The 19,511-nt window shown below is 73.1% G+C and carries 22 protein-coding genes; 9 read left to right on the top strand and 13 right to left on the bottom strand.

Features of this window, described 5'->3' with window-relative positions; all coding sequences use genetic code 11:
• Positions 1 to 24 precede the first annotated feature (24 nt).
• Entirely contained in the window at positions 25 to 765 is a 741-nt protein-coding gene (locus tag K7G60_RS14870) for an AzlC family ABC transporter permease (RefSeq protein ID WP_225801366.1), read from the top strand.
• The gene (locus K7G60_RS14865; RefSeq protein ID WP_225801365.1) at positions 762 to 1,070 is read left to right on the top strand and encodes an AzlD domain-containing protein; all 309 of its coding nucleotides are present in this window, start codon (positions 762 to 764) and stop codon (positions 1,068 to 1,070) included. Before K7G60_RS14870 ends, K7G60_RS14865 begins: the two co-directional genes overlap by 4 nt.
• A 66-nt stretch (positions 1,071 to 1,136) precedes the next feature.
• Here the strand turns inward: K7G60_RS14865 and K7G60_RS14860 are convergent, their stop codons facing one another.
• Positions 1,137 to 2,063 carry a hypothetical protein gene (locus K7G60_RS14860; RefSeq protein WP_225801364.1) on the bottom strand — a complete coding sequence of 309 codons (927 nt, stop codon included), beginning with the start codon at positions 2,061 to 2,063 and terminating at the stop codon, positions 1,137 to 1,139.
• Positions 2,064 to 2,142: 79 nt separating this feature from the next.
• On the opposite strand from K7G60_RS14860, the gene K7G60_RS14855 reads away from it, so the two are divergent.
• Both K7G60_RS14855 and K7G60_RS14850 read left to right on the top strand, forming a co-directional pair.
• On the top strand, positions 2,143 to 2,337 hold the full coding sequence (locus K7G60_RS14855; protein ID WP_041662943.1) for a DUF3046 domain-containing protein: 195 nt from the start codon (positions 2,143 to 2,145) through the stop codon (positions 2,335 to 2,337).
• Between the two features lie 347 nt (positions 2,338 to 2,684).
• Positions 2,685 to 3,800 (top strand): AI-2E family transporter, encoded by a 1,116-nt coding sequence (locus K7G60_RS14850; protein WP_374115630.1) that lies wholly within the window; start codon positions 2,685 to 2,687, stop codon positions 3,798 to 3,800.
• Between the two features lie 12 nt (positions 3,801 to 3,812).
• On the opposite strand, the gene K7G60_RS14845 is transcribed toward K7G60_RS14850, so the two are convergent.
• From K7G60_RS14845 to K7G60_RS14830, 4 genes are all read right to left on the bottom strand, one after another.
• Entirely contained in the window at positions 3,813 to 4,592 is a 780-nt protein-coding gene (locus K7G60_RS14845; RefSeq protein WP_225801363.1) for a cytochrome d ubiquinol oxidase subunit II, read from the bottom strand.
• A 35-nt stretch (positions 4,593 to 4,627) separates the two neighbouring features.
• Positions 4,628 to 5,938, bottom strand: a complete 1,311-nt coding sequence (locus K7G60_RS14840) for a cytochrome ubiquinol oxidase subunit I (RefSeq protein ID WP_225801362.1) — start codon at positions 5,936 to 5,938, stop codon at positions 4,628 to 4,630.
• A 138-nt stretch (positions 5,939 to 6,076) separates the two neighbouring features.
• On the bottom strand, positions 6,077 to 6,745 hold the full coding sequence (locus K7G60_RS14835; protein WP_225801361.1) for a response regulator transcription factor: 669 nt from the start codon (positions 6,743 to 6,745) through the stop codon (positions 6,077 to 6,079).
• A complete protein-coding gene (locus K7G60_RS14830) occupies positions 6,742 to 8,007 on the bottom strand; it encodes a sensor histidine kinase (RefSeq protein WP_225801360.1) in 1,266 nt (421 codons plus the stop codon). The genes K7G60_RS14835 and K7G60_RS14830 overlap by 4 nt, the downstream gene beginning before the upstream one ends.
• Positions 8,008 to 8,128: 121 nt before the next feature.
• Between K7G60_RS14830 and K7G60_RS14825 the strand changes: the two genes are divergently transcribed.
• The 4 genes from K7G60_RS14825 (at position 8,129) to recX (ending at position 11,813) form a co-directional block, all read left to right on the top strand.
• A complete protein-coding gene (locus K7G60_RS14825) occupies positions 8,129 to 8,914 on the top strand; it encodes an SGNH/GDSL hydrolase family protein (RefSeq protein WP_225801383.1) in 786 nt (261 codons plus the stop codon).
• A gap of 41 nt (positions 8,915 to 8,955) precedes the next feature.
• A complete protein-coding gene (locus K7G60_RS14820; protein WP_225801359.1) occupies positions 8,956 to 9,945 on the top strand; it encodes an alpha/beta fold hydrolase in 990 nt (329 codons plus the stop codon).
• A gap of 163 nt (positions 9,946 to 10,108) precedes the next feature.
• On the top strand, positions 10,109 to 11,242 hold the full coding sequence (gene recA / locus K7G60_RS14815) for a recombinase RecA (protein WP_225801358.1): 1,134 nt from the start codon (positions 10,109 to 10,111) through the stop codon (positions 11,240 to 11,242).
• Between the two features lie 4 nt (positions 11,243 to 11,246).
• Positions 11,247 to 11,813, top strand: coding sequence for a recombination regulator RecX (gene recX, locus K7G60_RS14810; RefSeq protein ID WP_041131564.1), 567 nt, complete (start codon positions 11,247 to 11,249; stop codon positions 11,811 to 11,813).
• Between the two features lie 254 nt (positions 11,814 to 12,067).
• Here the strand turns inward: recX and K7G60_RS14805 are convergent, their stop codons facing one another.
• The 8 genes from K7G60_RS14805 to K7G60_RS14775 form a co-directional block, all read right to left on the bottom strand.
• Complete coding sequence (locus tag K7G60_RS14805; protein ID WP_225801357.1) at positions 12,068 to 12,475, bottom strand: rhodanese-like domain-containing protein; 408 nt, start codon at positions 12,473 to 12,475, stop codon at positions 12,068 to 12,070.
• Complete coding sequence (locus K7G60_RS14800) at positions 12,472 to 13,047, bottom strand: cysteine dioxygenase (protein WP_225801356.1); 576 nt, start codon at positions 13,045 to 13,047, stop codon at positions 12,472 to 12,474. Before K7G60_RS14800 ends, K7G60_RS14805 begins: the two co-directional genes overlap by 4 nt.
• 95 nt (positions 13,048 to 13,142) lie before the next feature.
• Complete coding sequence (locus K7G60_RS39395) at positions 13,143 to 13,214, bottom strand: putative leader peptide (protein ID WP_310851512.1); 72 nt, start codon at positions 13,212 to 13,214, stop codon at positions 13,143 to 13,145.
• 47 nt (positions 13,215 to 13,261) lie between these two features.
• Positions 13,262 to 14,938 (bottom strand): FAD-dependent monooxygenase, encoded by a 1,677-nt coding sequence (locus K7G60_RS14795; protein ID WP_225801355.1) that lies wholly within the window; start codon positions 14,936 to 14,938, stop codon positions 13,262 to 13,264.
• Positions 14,939 to 15,162: 224 nt separating this feature from the next.
• On the bottom strand, positions 15,163 to 16,053 hold the full coding sequence (locus K7G60_RS14790) for an amino acid ABC transporter permease (protein WP_225801354.1): 891 nt from the start codon (positions 16,051 to 16,053) through the stop codon (positions 15,163 to 15,165).
• Positions 16,050 to 16,724 (bottom strand): amino acid ABC transporter permease, encoded by a 675-nt coding sequence (locus tag K7G60_RS14785; RefSeq protein ID WP_225801353.1) that lies wholly within the window; start codon positions 16,722 to 16,724, stop codon positions 16,050 to 16,052. The genes K7G60_RS14790 and K7G60_RS14785 overlap by 4 nt, the downstream gene beginning before the upstream one ends.
• Positions 16,725 to 16,841: 117 nt before the next feature.
• Entirely contained in the window at positions 16,842 to 17,663 is an 822-nt protein-coding gene (locus K7G60_RS14780; protein WP_225801352.1) for a glutamate ABC transporter substrate-binding protein, read from the bottom strand.
• Between the two features lie 53 nt (positions 17,664 to 17,716).
• Positions 17,717 to 18,502, bottom strand: coding sequence for an amino acid ABC transporter ATP-binding protein (locus K7G60_RS14775; RefSeq protein ID WP_308081107.1), 786 nt, complete (start codon positions 18,500 to 18,502; stop codon positions 17,717 to 17,719).
• Between the two features lie 283 nt (positions 18,503 to 18,785).
• Between K7G60_RS14775 and K7G60_RS14770 the strand changes: the two genes are divergently transcribed.
• A complete protein-coding gene (locus K7G60_RS14770) occupies positions 18,786 to 19,499 on the top strand; it encodes a response regulator transcription factor (RefSeq protein ID WP_225801351.1) in 714 nt (237 codons plus the stop codon).
• The last annotated feature ends 12 nt before the right edge of the window (positions 19,500 to 19,511 follow it).

Below are 19,511 nucleotides of genomic sequence, written 5' to 3'. Positions count from 1 at the left end.
CACCCGCCCCGTAGCGTCCCTGACGTGGCAGAACAGACAGCACCCCCCGTCATACGCGACGGCGCCCCCGCCAAGCCCGACGCGGCCGTCGTCCGCGACGCGCTCGGCGTCGGCGTCGCCGTCGGGCTCTCCGGCTTCGCCTTCGGCGTGACCTCGGCGGGCTCCGGCCTCAGCGTCCTCCAGACCTGCGTCCTCAGCCTGCTCGTCTTCACCGGCGCCTCGCAGTTCGCCCTGGTCGGAGCGCTCGCCGCCGGCGGCAACCCCTTCACGGCCGCCGCCGGCGCCTTCTTCCTGGGCACCCGCAACGCCTTCTACGGGCTGCGGCTCTCCCAGCTGCTCGCCCTGCCGAAGGCCGTCAGGCCCTTCGCGGCGCACTGGGTGATCGACGAGACCACGGCCGTCGCGCTTCCCCAGCCGACCCGCCGGGCCGCCCGGATCGGCTTCACCGCCACCGGCCTCACCCTGTACGTCCTGTGGAACCTGACCACGCTCCTCGGAGCGCTCGGTGCCGAGGCGATCGGCGACACCGCCGCCTGGGGCCTCGACGCCGCCGGCCCCGCCGTCTTCCTGGCCCTGCTCGCCCCCATGCTGAAGTCCGCCACCGAGCGCGCCACCGCCGGGGCCGCCGTCCTGCTCGGCCTCGGGCTGCTGCCCGTCCTGCCCGCCGGCGTCCCGGTCCTCGCCGCCGCCCTCGCCGCGCCCGCCGTGCTCTGGGCCCGGGGCCGGCGCACGGCCCCCGCCGGACGAGAGAAGGACTCCCGATGAACGTCTGGATCGCGATCGCCCTCACCGCCGCCGGGTGCTACCTCGTCAAGCTCGTCGGCCTGCTCGTGCCCGCCGGAGCGCTGGAACGCCCGCTCGTCCAGCGGCTCGCCGCCCTGCTGCCCGTCGCGCTGCTCGCCGCGCTCACCGCCCAGCAGACCTTCAGCGCGGGCGGCGACCTCGTCGTGGACGCCCGGGCCGCCGGACTCGCCGCGGCCGCCGTCGCGCTCGTCCTGCGCGCGCCCTTCCTGGTCGTCGTGGGCGCGGCCGTCGCCGTCACGGCGGGGGTCCGGGCCCTGGGCTGGTGACGGCGGCGGCCGTGCCCCTCCGCCCCGTGCCGGGCCCGCCGCCCGGCCCGGCACGGGGCGCCCCGCTCAGCCGATCACGCGGCCGTGCGCCCGGAGGGTGCGCAGCGCCTCGACGGTGGCGATCGGGCGCCGCTCCAGGGCCGAGCCGGGCGCCCATGCGTCCCGGCGGGCCGGCCAGCCGCCGTCCTCCTGCTGGTCGGCTTCGAGCCGGTCGAGCGAGCGGGCCATCTCCGCGTCCGTGAACCAGCGCCCGGCGAGCGAGTCCGGCACGCGCGCGTAGTCGTGCGGGTGGAAGACCTCGCCGGGCGCGTACCCCTCCGGGACCGAGTGGTCCTCGGGCTGGTCGGGGTCCAGGACGACGAGCCGCCGCTCACGGACGAGCCGTCCGAGCCGCTCGGCGGCCGCCTCCGCGCGCGGGCGGTCGGGGGCCCCGTCCAGGAAGGCGACGGCCGCCTGGATCTCGTACGGATGGGACTTCTCGAGCGACTCCACGGCCGACCAGCAGAACTCGGTGGCCCGGAACAGCCACGCGTGCCACACCTGGTTGCGGTGCAGCACGCCGACCACCGGACCGGTCGAGAGCAGCGCGCTCGGCGGGGCGTCGACGACCGGGAGGAAGGGCGCCGAGGGGTAGCCGCGCTGGGACGGGTGGATCGCCGGGAGCGCCCCGTCGTGCGTGGACACCTCCGTGAGGTAGCGGCAGATCCGCTCCACGCGCAGCCCGCCGCAGCGGCCGATGGAGTCCAGGACCCGCAGTCCGTGCGCGGTGTGCAGGGGCTGGCTCACCGGCCCGCGCAGATCCGGTTCGAGGGCGTGTCCGTAGCCGCCGTCCTCGTTGAGGTACGCCATGAGGGCCGTCTCGACCTGGTCCGGGCCACCGCGCAGGAAGTGGTAGGCGAACCGGCGCTGTTCGAGGACGCGGGCCGTCAGCCAGACGAAGCGTTCGGCGCGGGCCAGGGGAGTCGAGGGCGAGGGGAGGGGTTTTTCGGCCATGCTCCGACCGTAGGGCGGAAAAGGGCGGTGACAAGGCCTGCGGAGCGGGCTGCACTCTTGGGAGCGGGATACTGGGTTCATGCGGTTGACGATTTTCTGGGAACGGATGGCCGACCACTTCGGTGCGTCCTACGCCGAGTCCTTCGCGCGCGACCACGTGATGGCGGAGCTCGGGGGCCGGACGGTGCGGGAGGCGCTGGACGCCGGCTGGGAGGCGAAGGACGTGTGGCGTGCCGTCTGCGCGGCCGTCGACGTACCGGCCGACAAGCGGTGAGCGGAAGGCGAACCGCCGGGTGACGGCGGGGGATCTCACGGGGTCCTGGGTGGAATGTCCGCGCGGTGCGCGAGACTGGCGGGGTGGCCCCGACTGACGACACCGACAAGACCGAACCGAACGATGTGCCCGAAGTGCCCGGCTCGACGGCTTCCCCGGAGCCGGTGGCCGGCGTGACGTCCTCCCCGGAGCCGGAGCCGGAGCCGGTAGCGGATGGGAAGGCCTCCCCGGAGCCGGCCGCCGGCGCGGCGGCCGGGGCCGGGGGGAGCGCCGCGACGGCCCCGCCCGCGGCTCCGGCGCCCGTGGCGGCGGAGGCGACGGCCGGCCGGGCCGCCGGGTCCGCGCGGATGCCGCGCTGGCTGCCCCGCGCGCTCGTGCTCGCCCTCGCGCTCTACGCCTGCTTCCTGCTGGGCAACTGGGCCTTCCACCAGCTCGTCGGCCTCCTCGTCAACGTCCTGCTGGCCTTCTTCCTCGCCCTCGCCATCGAGCCGGCCGTCGGACGCATGGCGGCGCGCGGGATGCGCCGCGGCCTCGCCACCTTCCTCGTCTTCTTCGCCGTCATGGCCTTCGGCCTCGGCTTCGTCGTCCTGCTCGGATCGATGCTGGCCGGCCAGATCGTGGACATGGTCGAGAACTTCCCGAAGTACCTCGACTCGCTGATCAACTGGATCAACCAGAACTTCCACACGGACCTCTCGCGCGTCGAGGTCCAGGACAGCGTGCTGAGCTCCGACTGGCTGCAGAAGTACGTGCAGAACAGCGCGTCCGGCGTCCTCGACGTCTCCGCCACCGTCCTCGGCGGACTGTTCCGGCTCCTGACGATCTTCCTCTTCGCGTTCTACTTCGCCGCCGACGGGCCCCGGCTGCGCCGTGCGCTCTGTTCCGTCCTGCCGCCCGCCCGGCAGGCCGAGGTGCTGCGGGCGTGGGAGATCGCGGTCGACAAGACCGGCGGCTACCTCTACTCGCGCGGGCTGATGGCCCTCATCTCGGGCATCGCGCACTTCGTGCTCTTCGAGATCCTGGGCGTGCCGTACGCCCCGGCGCTCGCCGTGTGGGTCGGTCTGGTCTCGCAGTTCATCCCGACCATCGGCACCTACCTCGCCGGCGCCCTGCCGATGCTGATCGCCTTCACGGTCAACCCCTGGTACGCGCTGTGGGTGCTCGGCTTCGTCGTGATCTACCAGCAGTTCGAGAACTACGTGCTGCAGCCGAAGCTCACCTCGAAGACCGTGGACATCCACCCGGCGGTGGCCTTCGGCTCGGTCATCGCGGGGACGGCGCTGCTCGGGGCCGTCGGCGCGCTGATCGCCATTCCGGCCGTCGCCACCCTCCAGGCCTTCCTCGGCGCCTACGTGAAGCGGTACGACGTCACGGACGACCCGCGCGTCCACGGCCACCGGAGGTACGGCGAGGCGGTCGTGGCCCGGCTGCAGAAGGCCCTGCACCACAAGAAGGAGTCCTGACCCCGCACCCGGTCAGAGGTACGAGGGGCCGGTCACCCGGTGCCGGAAGGCGTGCCGGATCCACACCTGGATCCCGACCAGGACGGGTGTGACGGCCAGCAGGGCGGGCACGAGCAGCCGGAGCGTGCTCGGCGCGGCCGTCCGCGCGGCCAGGGGCAGCGCGGTGCCCGCCCACAGCGGCAGCCCGGCCAGCAGGACGCCGGTGAGCGCGAAGGACTGCCAGGGGCGCCCGGCGCCTCCGACGAGCCGCCGGGCCCGCTCGTACGGCACGCCCGTGAGGCGCAGCGAGGCGAACCCGAGCCCGTGCGCGGCGAACAGCGCGGCCACGGCGAGGGCCGTGAGGACCGCCGTCGGGCCCGTCGCCGGGGCGTACGGGCGGCCGGTCAGCAGGGCGGCGAGCAGCCACCCCCAGGAGAGCGCGACGGCCCAGCTGCCGCACGCCACGGCGGCGTCGCAGCCCGCGCGCCAGCGGGGTCCGGGGCCCCCGGCGCGCGACCAGAGCCCCGCGTCCCGGAGGATCCAGCCGGCCAGGAGGGCCACGAGGACCGGGAACTGGCCGCTCAGGAGCTCCCCTTCGAGGGCGGGGAAGCAGCCGACGAAGATGCCGGCCGCGGCCACCAGCCAGACCTCGTCGCCCAGGAAGAAGGGGGCGAAGGAGGCGAGGACGAGGCGCCGCTCGCGGTCGTTCCGGCCGAGCCAGGGGGCGAGCATGCCGGTGCCGATGTCCGCTCCGGCGAGGACGGACCAGCCCACGGTGAAGAAGGCGAGCAGGGCGATGGCCAGGGTCTCCACGAGGGCTCCTCGGTGTCGGTGGGGGTACGGGCTGTTCAGTAGCGGGGAGCCGGCAGCGAGTCCGCCGGGTCGGGCGGCGGCGTCCCCTCCTCGCCGTCGGCGGGGTCCGGGCGCTCGTCGTGACCGAGGCCGGACTCGACGGGGCCGCGGCGGGCGTGCCGGGCGAGGAGCCAGGCGTTGAGGAGGGCGAGCAGCGCGAAGACCGTGGTGAAGACGGTGAGGGAGAGGCGCATGGTGCCGGGGGAGAGGTCCGAGACCGCGTCCTCCGTCCTGAGGAGCCCGTAGACCACCCACGGCTGCCGCCCCGCCTCCCGGAAGACCCAGCCGCCGATCATCGCGAGGTACGGCAGCGGCACGGCCGCCATCAGGACGAGGTGCCAGAGCCGGAACCGGAAGACGGCCTTCTTGAAGCAGGCCAGGATCACCCCGGCGAAGCACAGGTACATCATCAGCGCGAAGCCGATGAGCATCACCAGGCCGCCGCCCCGCGTCCACGCCTCCGAGGGCACGTAGTCGCCCGGGCCGAAACGGGCCGTCAGCTCCGCCTGCACGCGCGCGATCTCGGCCGCGTTTCCGCTGAAGACGGCCGACTTCATGGGCTGGAAGGTGGTGAGGGCGCCGAACTGCAGTCCGCCGAAGACGGCCGCGGCCATCAGTGCGGGCGCCGACAGGAAGACCCCGACGCGCAGGCTGCGGCCGAAGAACTCCCACTCCGGGCTGCGCCGGAAGAGGTGGTACGCGCTCACCCCCGCCATGAAGAAGCCGGCGGTCAGCAGCGCGCCCGCCAGGACGTGCCCGAAGGCGAGCAGCGCGGAGGGGTTGGTGAGGACGGCGACCGGGTCGTCGAGGACCAGCTCGCCGCCCTCGGAGGCGTACCCCACGGGGTGGTTGAGGAAGCCGTTGGAGACGAGGATCCAGTACGCGGAGAGGTAGGCGGTCAGGACGACGATCCAGATCGCGGTCAGGTGCGCCCAGCGGTTGAGCCGGTGCCAGCCGAAGATCCACAGGCCGAGGAAGGTCGACTCGACGAAGAACGCCACGATCGTCTCGACGGCGAGCGAGGCTCCCAGGACGTTGCCCGCCTCGTGCGTGAGCCCGCTCCACGCCATGCCGAACTGGAACTCCATCACGAGGCCGGTGACGATCCCGACCGCGTAGTTGATCACGTAAAGCCGGCCCCAGAACCGCACCATGCGCGCGTACAGCGGCTTCCGGCCGAACGTCGCCCAGGTCTGGAGCACGGCCACGACGGTCGCCAGCCCCAGGGTGAGGGCCACGAAGAGGAAGTGGCCGCCCGCGGTGAGGGCGAACTGCAGCCGCGCGAGATCGAGTACGTCCTGATTCACCCGGTCAGCGTGGGCGTACGGTCAGGGGCCCCGCGTCACCCCGGAGTGGACACCGGCCGTACCCCGGTGGTTGCGCCGCTCCACGCGCGCGTACCCCGGGAGTCGTCCCGTGGCAGGCCTGACCCCTAAGGGGGCGCCTCAGGCCAGCCAGCCCGGGGTGATCATCCCGGACTCGTACGCCAGGATCACCAGCTGCGCCCGGTCCCGCACGGCCAGCTTGGTCATGATCCGGCTGACGTGGGTCTTGGCGGTGGCGGGGGAGAGGACGAGCCGACCGGCGATCTCGTCGTTGGAGAGCCCGGCGCCCACCAGGCCCAGCACCTCGCGCTCCCGCTCGGTGAGGGCGTTGAGCCGGGGGCTCGGGTCCGGCTGCCGCCCGGCGAGACCGGCGAACTCGGCGATCAGACGGCGGGTCACGGCCGGGGAGATCAGGGCGTCGCCGCGCGCCACGACCCGTACCGCGTGCAGCAGTTCCATCGGTTCGGTGTCCTTGACCAGGAAACCCGAGGCGCCGGCGCGCAGCGCCCCGTACACGTGGTCGTCCGCGTCGAAGGTGGTCAGGACGACCACCCGCACCCCTTCGAGCCGTGCGTCGGCGGTGATGCGGCGGGTGGCCTCCAGGCCGTCGAGCACCGGCATGCGGATGTCCATCAGGACGACGTCCGGGCGCAGTTCGCGGGCGAGTCCGATCGCCCGCTCCCCGTCCCCGGCCTCGCCGACGACCTCGATGTCCTCCTCGTCGGAGAGGATCGACCGGAAGCCGGCCCGGACCAGGGTCTGGTCGTCGGCGAGCACGACACGGATCATCGGGAGTCCCTCTCGGACGCGGTGGGGTCGGTGGGTTCGGCGGGCGGGGCCGGTTCCGCGGGCGCGGCGGAGGTGGTGAGGGGCAGTCGGGCGTCGACCAGGAAGCCGCCGCCGTCGTCGTTCCGGGCGGTGAGCTCCCCGCCGAACGCCCGGGCCCGTTCGGCCATGCCCCGGATGCCGCTGCCCAGCGGCCGCCCCTCCGGCGCGCCCTCGCCGTCGTCCGCGATCCGCAGCCGCACCGCGTCGGGGCCCCAGTCCAAAGTGACCGTCACGGTCCGCGCGCCCGCGTGGCGGGTGACGTTCGTCAGCGACTCCTGCACGATCCGGTACGCGGCGAGGTCGACGGGCGGCGGCAGCGGCACGGGCGTGCCCGTGGTGTGCGTACGGACGTCGAGACCGGCGCTCCGGGCGCGCGCGGCGAGGTCGCCGAGGAGCGCCAGACCGGAGGACGGCGTGGTCGGCGTGGCCTCGTCGGCCCGGCGCAGCACGCCGAGGGTCGCCCGCAGCTCGCGCAGGGCGTCCTTGCTGGTCGCCTTCACCGCCTCCAGGGCCTCGGTGGCGGTGGCGAGTCCGGCCTCGGGGGTCGGTTTCTTGCCGAGCCGGTGCAGCGCCGCACCGGACTGGACGTTGATCAGCGAGATGCTGTGCCCGAGCACGTCGTGCACCTCGCGGGCGATCCGCAGCCGCTCCTCGGTCGCGGACTGCCGGGCGCGGGCCTCCTGCTCCCGCTCGGCGGCGAGCGCCCGCTGCTCCACCTCGTGGAGGTAGGCGATCCGGGTGCGCTGGGCCCTGCCGACGGCGACGAGGCTGATCAGCCACCCGGCCAGCATGGCGAGCGAGGTGTCGTCGATCTGCCGGTGTCCCGGCTGCTGACGGATCTCGCCGAACCCGACCGCGAGCAGCGTGACGGCGGCGAGCGCGACGGCCGCGGCGAAGCGCCCCTCGGCGGCGGTCGTGTACAGCGCGAGGGCGAAGGCGATCATGAGCGGGCCGTCCTGGGCGGACAGCGGGTAGTAGACGACGCAGGCGAGCAGCGTGGTCACGGCCACGGCGACCGGCTGCCGCCGCCGGAAGTACAGCGCCCCGCAGCCGGTCAGGATCAGAGCCCAGCCGAGCGCCGTGCGGAGCGCGGGCTCGCTCGTGTACTGCGCCGAGACGAGCGTCCAGACCGCCACGGCGAGCAGGACGACTCCCGCCACGAGGGCGTCGGCGGTCCTGGGGGACGGGCGGCCGCCACCGGGGGCGCGGAGGGGGAGGGGCATGGGTCGAAGGATAGGCCCGGGCGCTCCCCGAGGCTTGTTAGTCGAGTTGTTTAGTAAATAAAGTGACTATGATGAGGGGGTGGTGCACAGGGCGCGGGTGGTGCTCGGGAAGGCGGAGGTCATGTCGGACGGCACGTTTCTGCGGTACGTCGCGCTGGGGGACAGCCAGACGGAAGGGCTGGGCGACGGCGACGACACCGTCGGGCTGCGGGGATGGGCGGACCGGCTCGCGGAGCTGCTCGCCCGCCGACAGGCCGACGTGCTCTACGCCAACCTGGCCGTACGGGGTCGCCTCGCCGGCCAGGTCCACGCCGAGCAGCTCGGCCCCGCCCTCGCGCTCCGGCCGGACCTCGCCACGGTCGTCGCCGGAGTCAACGACCTGCTGCGGCCGCGCTTCGACGTGGACGCGACGGCCGGGCACCTGGAGGCGATGTTCGCCGCGCTGACCGCGCAGGGGGCCCGCGTCGTCACCCTCACCTTCCCCGACGTCGGCCGGATCACCCCGCTCGCCCGCCCCCTCGGCCCCCGCGTCGAGGTCCTCAACGAGCGGATCCGCGCGGCCTCGCGCCGGCACGGCGTCACCGTCGTGGAGGCCTCCCACCACCCCGTCGTCACCGACCCCCGGCTGTGGAGCCCCGACCGGCTGCACGCCGGCCCGATCGGCCACGCGCGCATCGCCGCCGCCGTCGCCCACGCGCTCGCGCTGCCCGGCTCCGACGACTCCTGGACCCGTCCCCTGCCCCCGCAGGCACTCCCCGCGGGTCTCGGCGCGCTGGCCGCCGAACTCCGCTGGGCCGGGTCCTTCCTCGGCCCCTGGCTCGGCCGGCGCCTGCGCGGCCGCTCGTCCGGCGACGACCGTCGCGCCAAGCGCCCGGAGTTGCTGCCGGTGACGGCCGGCCCCCGGTAGGTTCGTGCCGCCGAGGACGTGGCGGGAGGGGCGGTGGAGCCGTGATCGAGACCGACCTGGAACTGGCCGACGGGCGCAGGCTGCACGTCTACGACACCGGGGACGGCCGGGACGACCGGTATGGCCGAGACGGCCGGGACGGCGGACCGGAGGGGGCCGGTGGGCTCGCGGGGGCGGGCCGGCCCGAGGGGGCGGGGTCCCGGCTCACCGTCTTCTGGCAGCACGGGACGCCGAACGTCGGCGCGCCCCCGGCGCCCCTTCTCCCGGCCGCCGACCGGCTGGGGATCCGCTGGGTCTCGTACGACCGTCCCGGGTACGGCGGATCGACCCCCCGGCCCGGCCGGGACGTCGCGTCGGCGGCGGAGGACGTCGGAGCCGTCGCCGACGCCCTGGGGATCGACCGGTTCGCCGTCATGGGGCACTCCGGCGGCGGCCCGCACGCCCTGGCCTGCGGCGCCCTCCTGCCGGAACGGGTGCTCGCCGTGGTCGCGGCGGCCGGCCTCGCCCCCTTCGGCGCCGAGGGACTCGACTGGTTCGCGGGCATGACGGCGTCCGGCGCGGCGGGCCTGCGCGCCGCCGCCGAAGGACGCGCGGCGAAGGAGGCGTACGAGGCGGACGCCGCGTACGACCCGGAGATGTTCACGCCCGCCGACCACGCCGCGCTCGCCGGGGAGTGGTCCTGGTTCGACGCCGTCGTCGGTCCGGCCCTGGCGGGCGGGCCGGGCGGGCTGATCGACGACGACCTCGCCTACGTCTCCCCGTGGGGATGCGACCCCGCCCGGATCGTCGCGCCGGTGCTCCTGCTGCACGGCGGCGAGGACCGGATCGCGCCGAGCGCGCACGGCCGGTGGCTGGCCGACCGGTGCCCCGGCGCGGAGCTGCGGCTCGCCCCGGCCGAGGGGCACGTCTCCGTCCTCGGGGGTGGCCCGGCGGCCCTGGAGTGGCTCGTGGACCGGGCCGCCCGACGGGGGCCGGCGGGCGGGTGCGCGGCCGCCTCCGGGGCTCCTCCGGAGACCGCGTGGCGCGCTTGACACTAAAATCGAACATCCATTCTCATGGAGGCCCGACCCTTGGAATCACGGGCTCGTCGCCGGGTTGTCCACAGGGCGGAGGGGACGTCGGGGCCCATTGTCAGTGGCAGGGGTTAGCGTCTTTCACATGAAGCGATCGACTCAAGCAAACCGGGTGGAACCCATGGCAGGAACCGACCGCGAGAAGGCGCTCGACGCCGCGCTCGCACAGATTGAACGCCAATTCGGCAAGGGCGCCGTGATGCGTATGGGCGACCGTACCCAGGAGCCGATCGAGGTGATCTCCACCGGATCGACCGCCCTCGACGTCGCCCTCGGTGTCGGCGGTCTGCCTCGCGGCCGTGTCGTGGAGATCTACGGACCGGAGTCCTCCGGTAAGACGACCCTGACCCTGCACGCCGTGGCCAACGCCCAGAAGGCCGGCGGCCAGGTCGCCTTCGTGGACGCCGAGCACGCCCTCGACCCCGAGTACGCCAAGAAGCTCGGCGTCGACATCGACAACCTCATCCTGTCCCAGCCCGACAACGGCGAGCAGGCCCTCGAGATCGTCGACATGCTCGTCCGCTCCGGCGCCCTCGACCTGATCGTCATCGACTCCGTCGCCGCGCTCGTCCCGCGTGCGGAGATCGAGGGCGAGATGGGCGACTCGCACGTGGGTCTCCAGGCCCGCCTGATGAGCCAGGCCCTCCGGAAGATCACCAGCGCGCTCAATCAGTCCAAGACCACCGCGATCTTCATCAACCAGCTCCGCGAGAAGATCGGCGTGATGTTCGGCTCGCCGGAGACCACGACCGGTGGCCGCGCCCTGAAGTTCTACGCCTCGGTGCGCCTCGACATCCGCCGGATCGAGACCCTCAAGGACGGCACGGACGCGGTCGGCAACCGCACCCGCGTCAAGGTCGTCAAGAACAAGGTCGCGCCCCCCTTCAAGCAGGCCGAGTTCGACATCCTCTACGGCCAGGGCATCAGCCGCGAGGGCGGTCTGATCGACATGGGCGTGGAGCACGGCTTCGTGCGCAAGGCCGGCGCCTGGTACACGTACGAGGGCGACCAGCTCGGCCAGGGCAAGGAGAACGCCCGTAACTTCCTGAAGGACAACCCCGACCTCGCCAACGAGATCGAGAAGAAGATCAAGGAGAAGCTGGGCGTCGGAGTCCGGCCCGAGGCTCCCTCGGCCGAGCCGGGTCCGGACGCGGCGGGTGCCACCGACGCGGCCGGCGCGGACGACGCCAAGAGCGTCCCGGCGGCCGCGAGCAAGACCGCGAAGGCGACCAAGGCCACCGCGGTCAAGAGCTGACCCGGTGACCGGTCGCACCGAATGGCCGGGTGACAGCCCCGACTCGTCGAGGGCCGAGAAGGAGCTGTCACCCCAGGATCCGGCTGAGCGGGCGCGCGCGATCTGCCTGCGCCTGCTCACCGGGAACCCCCGCACGCGCAAGCAGCTCGCCGACGCGCTGCGCAAGCGGGAGATCCCCGACGAGGTGGCGGAGGAGGTCCTCTCCCGCTTCGAGGACGTCGGTCTCATCGACGACGCCGCCTTCGCGGGGGCCTGGGTGGAGTCCCGTCACCACGGCCGGGGCCTCGCCCGCCGGGCACTCGCCCGGGAGCTGCGCACCAAGGGCGTCGAGCCGACCCTCATCCAGGAGGCGGTGGACCAGCTCGACTCCGAGCGGGAGGAGGCCACGGCGCGCGAGCTCGTGGACCGCAAGCTGCGCGCCACCCGTGGCCTCGACCGCGACCGGCGCCTGAGACGGCTCGCGGGGATGCTCGCCCGCAAGGGGTACCCCGAGGGCATGGCCCTCCGGGTCGTCCGCCAGGCGCTGGAGGCCGAGGGCGAGGACACGGACGGCCTGGACGAGCCCTTCTGAGACGGGTCCTTCTGCCGCGGGGGGACAGAAGGACCCGTCAGGTCGCGCGCGGGGACGGAGCGATCCGTCGGGCCGCGCGGGTGAAACAGAAGGGCTCGTCGGGCCGCGGGCGAGGAACAGGGGGACTCGTCGAGCCGCGTGTGTGAGACAGAAGGGTCGTCAGGTCGCCCGCCCGCGGGGGCTGGAGACCTCCGTCAGTGGGCGTGCGAGCGGCGGAGGGCTCGTCGGCCGGGCCGTGCCGAGGTGGGGCGGGCTCAGGTGCGGGCGGTCGGGAGGAGGACCGGGAGGCCGGCGGCCTTCCAGGCCTGGAAGCCGCCGATGAGGTCCGTCGCCCGGTGCAGACCCAGGCGGCGGAGGGACTCGGCCGCGAGGGAGGAGGCGTAGCCCTCGTTGCAGAGGACCACCACCCGCAGGTCGTGGCTGTCGGCCTCCACCGCGCGGTGGCTGCCCAGCGGGTCGAGCCGCCACTCCAGTTCGTTGCGCTCCACGACCAGTGCGCCCGGGATCAGACCGTCCCGTTCCCGCAGGGCCGCGTAGCGCGTGTCCACCAGAAGCGCGTCACCCGCCTCGTACGCCTCGTAGGCGGCCCGGGGCTCGATCCGGTCGATGTCCGACCTGACCCGCTCCAGGAGCTCGTCGATGCCCACCCGCTCCTCGCTCACTGCCAGTCCTCCGGACGCTCGACCTGCTCCAGACGGAGCACCGCGCCCGTCCGGCTGAACCGCCGGATCAGCGGGAGCGGCGGATAGTAGGCGTGCACCGACACCGCGTGGGTGTCCGTGGACTCGTTGAGCACCTCGTGCACATGGTGGCGGCCGAAGGCGCGGCCGGTGTTCTCCGGCAGCCGCCGGGAGCGGTCGAGGCCGTCGGCCAGTTCCAGGGTCTTCCAGCCGCTCGCCGGCAGCCGGACCGCGAGCGAGTGCTCGGTCAGCGTGCCGCGGGCGGTCGCGAAGGCGCCCAGCGACTCGGCGTGGTCGTGCCAGCCGGTACCGGTGCCGGGCGGCCAGCCGATGAGCCAGGCCTCGCTGCCGCCGGGGCCGTCGAGCCGCGCCCAGGTACGGCCCTCCGGGTCGAGCGGCAGGGAGTCGACGAGTTCCCGGTCGGCCGCCGTACGCCGGACGAAGTCGAGGAGTTCGGCCGAGGTCGGGGCGGAGGCGGAGGCGGAGGCGGGAGAGGCTGGGAGGGAAGGGGAGGAGGGGAGGGCAGGGGGAAGGGAGGAGACGTGCTGGGGCACGGATGACCGTCCTGAGGTTCGCGAAAGAGCGCGCGACGGCACACGGCACACGGACGTGCGTCAGTGGCGGGGCGCGCGCGGGGAAAGGGGCGAGATCAGCAGGACGGGCGACACACGCAGCCCGCATAGCGGAGGAGGTCCATGTGGACCCTCCGCCACAGGCGCACATCGGTGTCGGTCACGCTCCGGAGTACACCATGCGCGCCCGCGGGAATCAATGCATGTCCGCCGTGCGGTCGCTCTCCACGGACACGTCCGCGGCCTCCTCGGCGGGAGCCCCTTCGCCGGCCGGGCCGCCCCGGGCCGCGTCGGCCGCCGCGTACAGCTCCTCGGGGCGGACCCCGGAGAAGGAGGCGACGAGGTGCCCGTCGGGCCGTACGAGCAGGACGGCGTGGGCCGCTGCCCCCGGATAGGCCTCCGTCACCAGGACCTCGGCCTTCGCCGGCAGCGCCCGGACCGCCTCTTCGAGCCGGGGCATCACACCCGCGCTCCGCCAGTGGCGCCGGTCCCAGACACCGGTGCCGGGCGCGACCAGGAGGACCAGGAGACGGCCCTGCCCGAGCCGGTCCCGGAGCCGTACGGTCGTGCCGTCGGGGGCGGTCACGCGGACGTCCTCGACCGGGGCGCCCGCCGGGGTGCCGACGGGCGTCTGACCCTCGGTGTACGGGGGCGCGAGGGGGGAGTGGGGGTACGCCGGGGGCGCGCCGAGCGGGCCGCGCCCCACGTGCCCGTCGGTCAGCAGGGCGTCGTGGCCGCGCGCGGCCCCGGGGAGGTACGTGCGCAGGCCCCCGCCGCCGCGCAGCACCGGCAGCGACTGGTCGGCGGCGCGCAGCCGGGTCGCGACGGCCGTCCGCCGCTCGCTCTGGTAGCTGTCGAGCAGCCGGTCCGAGCCGCCGTGGTGCCAGGCGTGGGCGAGCTTCCAGGCGAGGTTGTCCACGTCCCTCAGCCCCTCGTCGAGGCCCTGGGTGCCGACCGCGCCGAGCAGGTGCGCCGCGTCCCCGGCGAGGAGGACCCGGTCCACCCGCCAGCGGCGGGCGAGCCGGTGGTGGAGGGTGTGGACGCCGGTGTCGATCAGTTCGTACGGGGGCGTCACGCCGTCGCACCAGCCGGCCAGGGTCTCGCGGATGCGGGCGACCAGGGCGTCCGGGGTGACCAGGTCGCCCCGGGGCGGCAGCAGCCAGTCGATCCGCCACACCCCGTCGGGCAGCGGCCGCGCGGTGATCTCCTCGGCCGCGCCGCGCCACGGGGGCTGACGGTGCAACAGGGCCTCGCCGGGCCAGGGGAGTTCGGTGCGGAGCGCGGCCACGGCGTGCCGTTCCACCGCGGTGCGGCCGGGGAAGCGGATCCCGAGCAGTTTGCGCACGGTCGAGCGGGCCCCGTCGCAGCCGACGAGGTGGCTGCCGCGCCACCAGGTGCCCTCCGGGCCGCGCGTGTGGGCGACGACCCCGTCCCGGTCCTGCTCGACGGTGTCGAGCCGGGAGTCGGTGACGAGCCGGATCAGCTTCTGCCGGGAGATGGCGTCGCGCAGTCCGCGGGCCAGGGCGTGCTGGGGGATGTGCAGCGGGGCGGCCGGGGAGGCGGGCGCGTCCGGGTCCTCGGACCACTCCTCCGTGCCGCCGAGCCCCAGGTCGAGCGTGAGCCGGCGCACCTCCTGGCGGCGGCGCATGCCGCGCCAGCCGATCCAGCGGACGCCCTCGTCACGGAGGGTCGTGCAGCCGAGCCGCTCGACCATCGCGGCCATGTCGGCCCGCAGGACGACGCTCCGGGCCGGGCGGGACTCCTCCTTGCCGGTGCCCTCGTCGAGGACGACGCTGGGCACGTCCTGCGCGGCGAGCGCGAGGGAGAGCGCGAGGCCGACCGGCCCCGCGCCCACGATGATCACCGGGTCCACGGCGCGGCTCCTGAAGGCCGGACGGTCATGAGGGCAGCACAGCTGAGTGTGGCACGAGCCCGGTGGTTGATCACAGACCGTATGCAACCCACTGAGGGTGCCCGCGTCAAGCGACGGGGTGGGCGCGGTGCGGCCGACCTCGGGTCAGTACCGCTCCGGCCCACCCCGGTCGGTCCACGAAGGCCCTCCGCAGGCCCCCACAGGCCCGCGGACGGCCTTCGGAGTCAGGCGCCGCTGACGGCGTCCGACTTCACCTCGGTGGCTCCCGCCTGGGCGGGGAGAGTCACGGAGGGGGACTTCCTGCCCTGCCGCAGCCGCTTCTCCAGGCGGCTCGCGAGGGTGGTGAGGAGGGAGTTGAGGGCGATGTAGACCAGGGCGATGACCGTGAGGGTGGCGATCGTGTTGGCGCCGTAGTTGGCCGTGATCTGCCGGTTCTGGCTGAGCAGCTCCTCGAAGCCGAGCAGGGCGCCGCCGAGCGCGGTGTCCTTGACGATCACGACGAGCTGGCTGACCAGGGCCGGGAGCATGACGGTCACGGCCTGCGGCAGCAGGACGTACAGCATGGTCTGGCCCTTGCGCATGCCGAGCGCGACGGCCGCGTCGCCCTGGCCGCGGGGCAGCGAGAGCACGCCGGCGCGGACGACCTCGGCGATGACGGAGGAGTTGTAGAGCACCAGGCCGGTGACGACCGCGTACAGCGGGCGGAAGTCGGAGCTGACGGTCGTGAACCGCGCGTACACCGCGCTCGCGAACATCATCAGGAGCAGGACCGGGATGGCGCGGAAGAACTCCACGAGCGCGCCGACGGGCACCCGTACCCAGCGGTGGTCGGAGAGCCGGCCGATGCCGAGGGCGGCGCCCAGGGGCAGCGCGATCAGGATGGAGAGCGCGGCGGCCTGGAGGGTCCCGGTGAGGCCGGGCAGCAGATACGTCGTCCACACCTCGGAGTCGGTGACGAACGGGCTCCACTTGGCCGCGTCCAGCTGGTGCTTGGCGTTCAGGGCGTCGAGCACCCACCAGGCCAGCACGGCGAGGACCGCGAGGAAGACGATCGTGTAGACGACGTTGCGCCGCTTCGCGCGCGGGCCGGGAGTGTCGTACAGGACGGAGCTCATCGCTTCACCGCCAGTCGCTTGGCCGCCCAGCCCAGGATCAGGCCGGTGGGGAGGGTGAGGACGATGAAGCCGAAGGCGAAGACCGCGAAGACGGCGAAGAGCGCGTCGGCCTCGTTCTCGATCATCTCCTTCATCAGGAACGCGGCCTCGGCGGCGCTGATGGCCGCCGCCACGGTGGTGTTCTTGGTGAGGGCGATGAGGACGTTGGCCAGCGGGGCCACCACGGCGCGGAAGGCCTGCGGGAGCACCACGAGACCGAGGACCTGGGTGAAGCCGAGGCCCAGGGCGCGGGCCGCCTCGGCCTGGCCGGGCGGCACGGTGTTGATGCCCGAGCGCAGCGCCTCGCAGACGAAGGTGCCGGTGTACGCGATGAGGCCGAGGATCGCGAGGCGGAAGCCGATCTCCTCGAAGTCGCCGCCGCCGAGCTTGATGCCGAGGGTCTGGTTGAGGCCCAGCGAGCAGGCCACGATGACGACCGTCAGCGGAGTGTTCCGGACGATGTTCACGTACGCGGTGGCGAAGCCCCGCATCAGCGGGACCGGGCTGACCCGCATGGCGACCAGGGCGGTGCCCCAGACCAGCGAGCCGATCGCCGAGTAGAGGGCGAGCTGAGCCGTCACCCAGAAGGCGCCGAGCAGGTCGTACTGCCCGGAATCAAGAAAGTCGAACACGATGCCCCGCGCTCTCCCCTGGTGGTCGGTCGGTGTGGAGGCCGCCGCGCGGGCGGCCGGTGCCGGTGCGACGGCCGCCCGCGCGCGGGGCGGCCGTCACCGTGGAGGCGGGGTGGGTCAGTTCTCGACCTTCGGCGCGGGCTCGTACTTGTAGCCGGAGGGGCCGAAGTGCTGCTTGACGAGCTTCTCCCAGGTGCCGTCGGAGACCATCTTCTCCAGCGCCTTGTTGATCTTGCCGCGCAGCTCGTCGTCGCCCTTCTTCAGGCCGATGCCGTAGTTCTCGTCGCTCATCTTCAGGCCGACGAGCTTGAACTTGCCCTGGTGCTCCTTCTGCGAGGCGTAGCCCGCGAGGATCGAGGCGTCCGTGGTCAGGGCGTCGACGGCCTTGTTCTCCAGGCCGGTGAGGCACTCAGAGTAGCCGCCGAGCTGCTGGAGGTCGGCCTTCGGGGCGAGCTTCTCCTTGACGTTCTGCGCGGAGGTCGAGCCGGTGACCGAGCAGAGCTTCTTGGAGTTGAGGTCCTCGACCTTGGTGATCGAGCTGTCGTCGGCGCGTACGAGGAGGTCCTGGTGGGTCAGGAAGTACGGACCCGCGAAGTCGACCTCCTTCTTGCGCTTGTCGTTGATCGAGTAGCTGGCGACGACGAACTTCACGTCACCGTTCTTGATCAGGTTCTCGCGCTCGGCGCTCGGCGCCTGCTTCCAGGCGATCTTGTCCTCGGTGTATCCGAGCTCCTTGGCCACGTACTTGGCGACGTCGACGTCGAAGCCGGCGTACGTGCCGTCCGGGGTCTTCAGGCCGAGGCCCGGCTGGTCGAACTTGATGCCGATGTTGATCTTGTCGCCGTTGCTGCCGGAGTCGGAGCCGCTGCCGCAGGCGGTGGCGGTCAGGGCGAGGACGACGGCGGCCGCGGCGGCGGCGGAGGCGCTGCGAAGCTTCATGGTGGTGAGTCCCTTGAGTAGGCGTGAGTTGGGAAGAATAGGTCCGAACTCGCTCAGTGGTGAAGGATCTTGGAGAGGAAGTCCTTGGCCCGGTCGCTGCGCGGGTTGCTGAAGAACTCCTCGGGCGTCGCCTGCTCGACGATGCGTCCGTCGGCCATGAAGACCACGCGGTTGGCGGCGGAGCGCGCGAAGCCCATCTCGTGGGTCACGACCACCATCGTCATGCCGTCCCGGGCCAGCTGCTGCATGACCTCCAGGACCTCGTTGATCATCTCCGGGTCGAGGGCCGAGGTCGGCTCGTCGAAGAGCATCACCTTCGGGTCCATGGCGAGCGCGCGGGCGATCGCCACGCGCTGCTGCTGACCACCGGAGAGCTGAGCGGGGTACTTGTCCGCCTGGGTGCCGACCCCGACCCGGTCGAGCAGGGACCGGGCCTTGGCCTCGGCGGCCTTCTTCTCCGTCTTGCGGACCTTGATCTGCCCCAGCATCACGTTCTCGAGCACCGTCTTGTGCGCGAAGAGGTTGAACGACTGGAAGACCATGCCGACGTCGGAACGCAGCCGGGCGAGCTCCCTGCCCTCCTGCGGCAGCGGCTTGCCGTCGATGGTGATGGTGCCGGAGTCGATGCTCTCCAGTCGGTTGATCGTGCGGCACAGCGTCGACTTGCCGGACCCGGACGGTCCGATGACGACCACGACCTCGCCGCGGGCGATCGTCAGATCGATGTCCTGGAGGACATGCAGCGCGCCGAAGTGCTTGTTCACGTCGGACAGCACGACCAGGTCGTCCGCGGCACGCGGGGTGGCCTCGGGACTCTTGGACACTGACTCTCCGCTCATCGGCCTCTTGCTCCGTCCTCCTCGGTTGGGGAGGACACTAGAGACCCGATGTGACGAGCGTCATCACATCTGAGCGGAAATTGAGGATAACGATACGGCCGCGAACGGACACAGTGCGTGAAGGCGACGCCTCTGCCGTACCGGGTCCATAACGGAAACGGCGACGTCACAGGGGGACACTTGACTACGACACCCGTGTTCGGTGTTCATGCCCTGGTAGCACCTGGTACACAGAGAGCCGCCATCGGCACATCACCACGGAACCATCACGGAGGAGGTACGCATGCGACTGCTGCTCGTCGAGGACGACGACCACGTCGCCGCCGCACTCTCCGCGATCCTCGCGAAGCACGGCTTCACGGTCACGCACGCCCGCAACGGCGAGGAGGCGCTCCAGGCCGTCCTGCCCACCGCCCAGGGCGAACGGCCCTCCTACGGGGTGATCCTGCTCGACCTCGGCCTGCCCGACCAGGACGGCTACCAGGTCTGCGGCCGCATCCGGAAGCTCACCGCCACCCCGGTGATCATGGTGACCGCGCGCGGTGACGTGCGCTCCCGCATCCACGGGCTCAACCTCGGCGCCGACGACTACGTCGTCAAGCCCTACGACCCCGGCGAGCTCCTCGCCCGCATCCACGCCGTCAGCCGGCGCAGCACCGGGGCCGAGGAGACCGCCGGAAGCGCGGGCGCCGCCGACGGGACCGTGCTGCGGCTCGGCCCCGTCACCATCGAGCTGCCCACCCGCCGGGTCAGCGTCGACGGCGAGAGCGTCCCGCTCACCCGCAAGGAGTTCGACCTGCTCGCCCTCCTCGCCCAGCGGCCCGGCGTCGTCTTCCGCCGCGAGCAGATCATCAGCGAGGTCTGGCGCACCAGTTGGGAGGGGACCGGCCGCACCCTGGAGGTGCACGTCGCCTCCCTGCGCTCCAAGCTGCGGATGCCCTCCCTGATCGAGACCGTGCGGGGCGTCGGCTACCGCCTCGTCGCCCCCGCCGCGTAACTCTCCCCGGAC

Source organism: Streptomyces sp. NK15101, from assembly GCF_020400725.1.
Taxonomy (GTDB): Bacteria; Actinomycetota; Actinomycetes; order Streptomycetales; family Streptomycetaceae; genus Streptomyces.
This window is presented reverse-complemented; position numbering and strand designations above follow the sequence as displayed.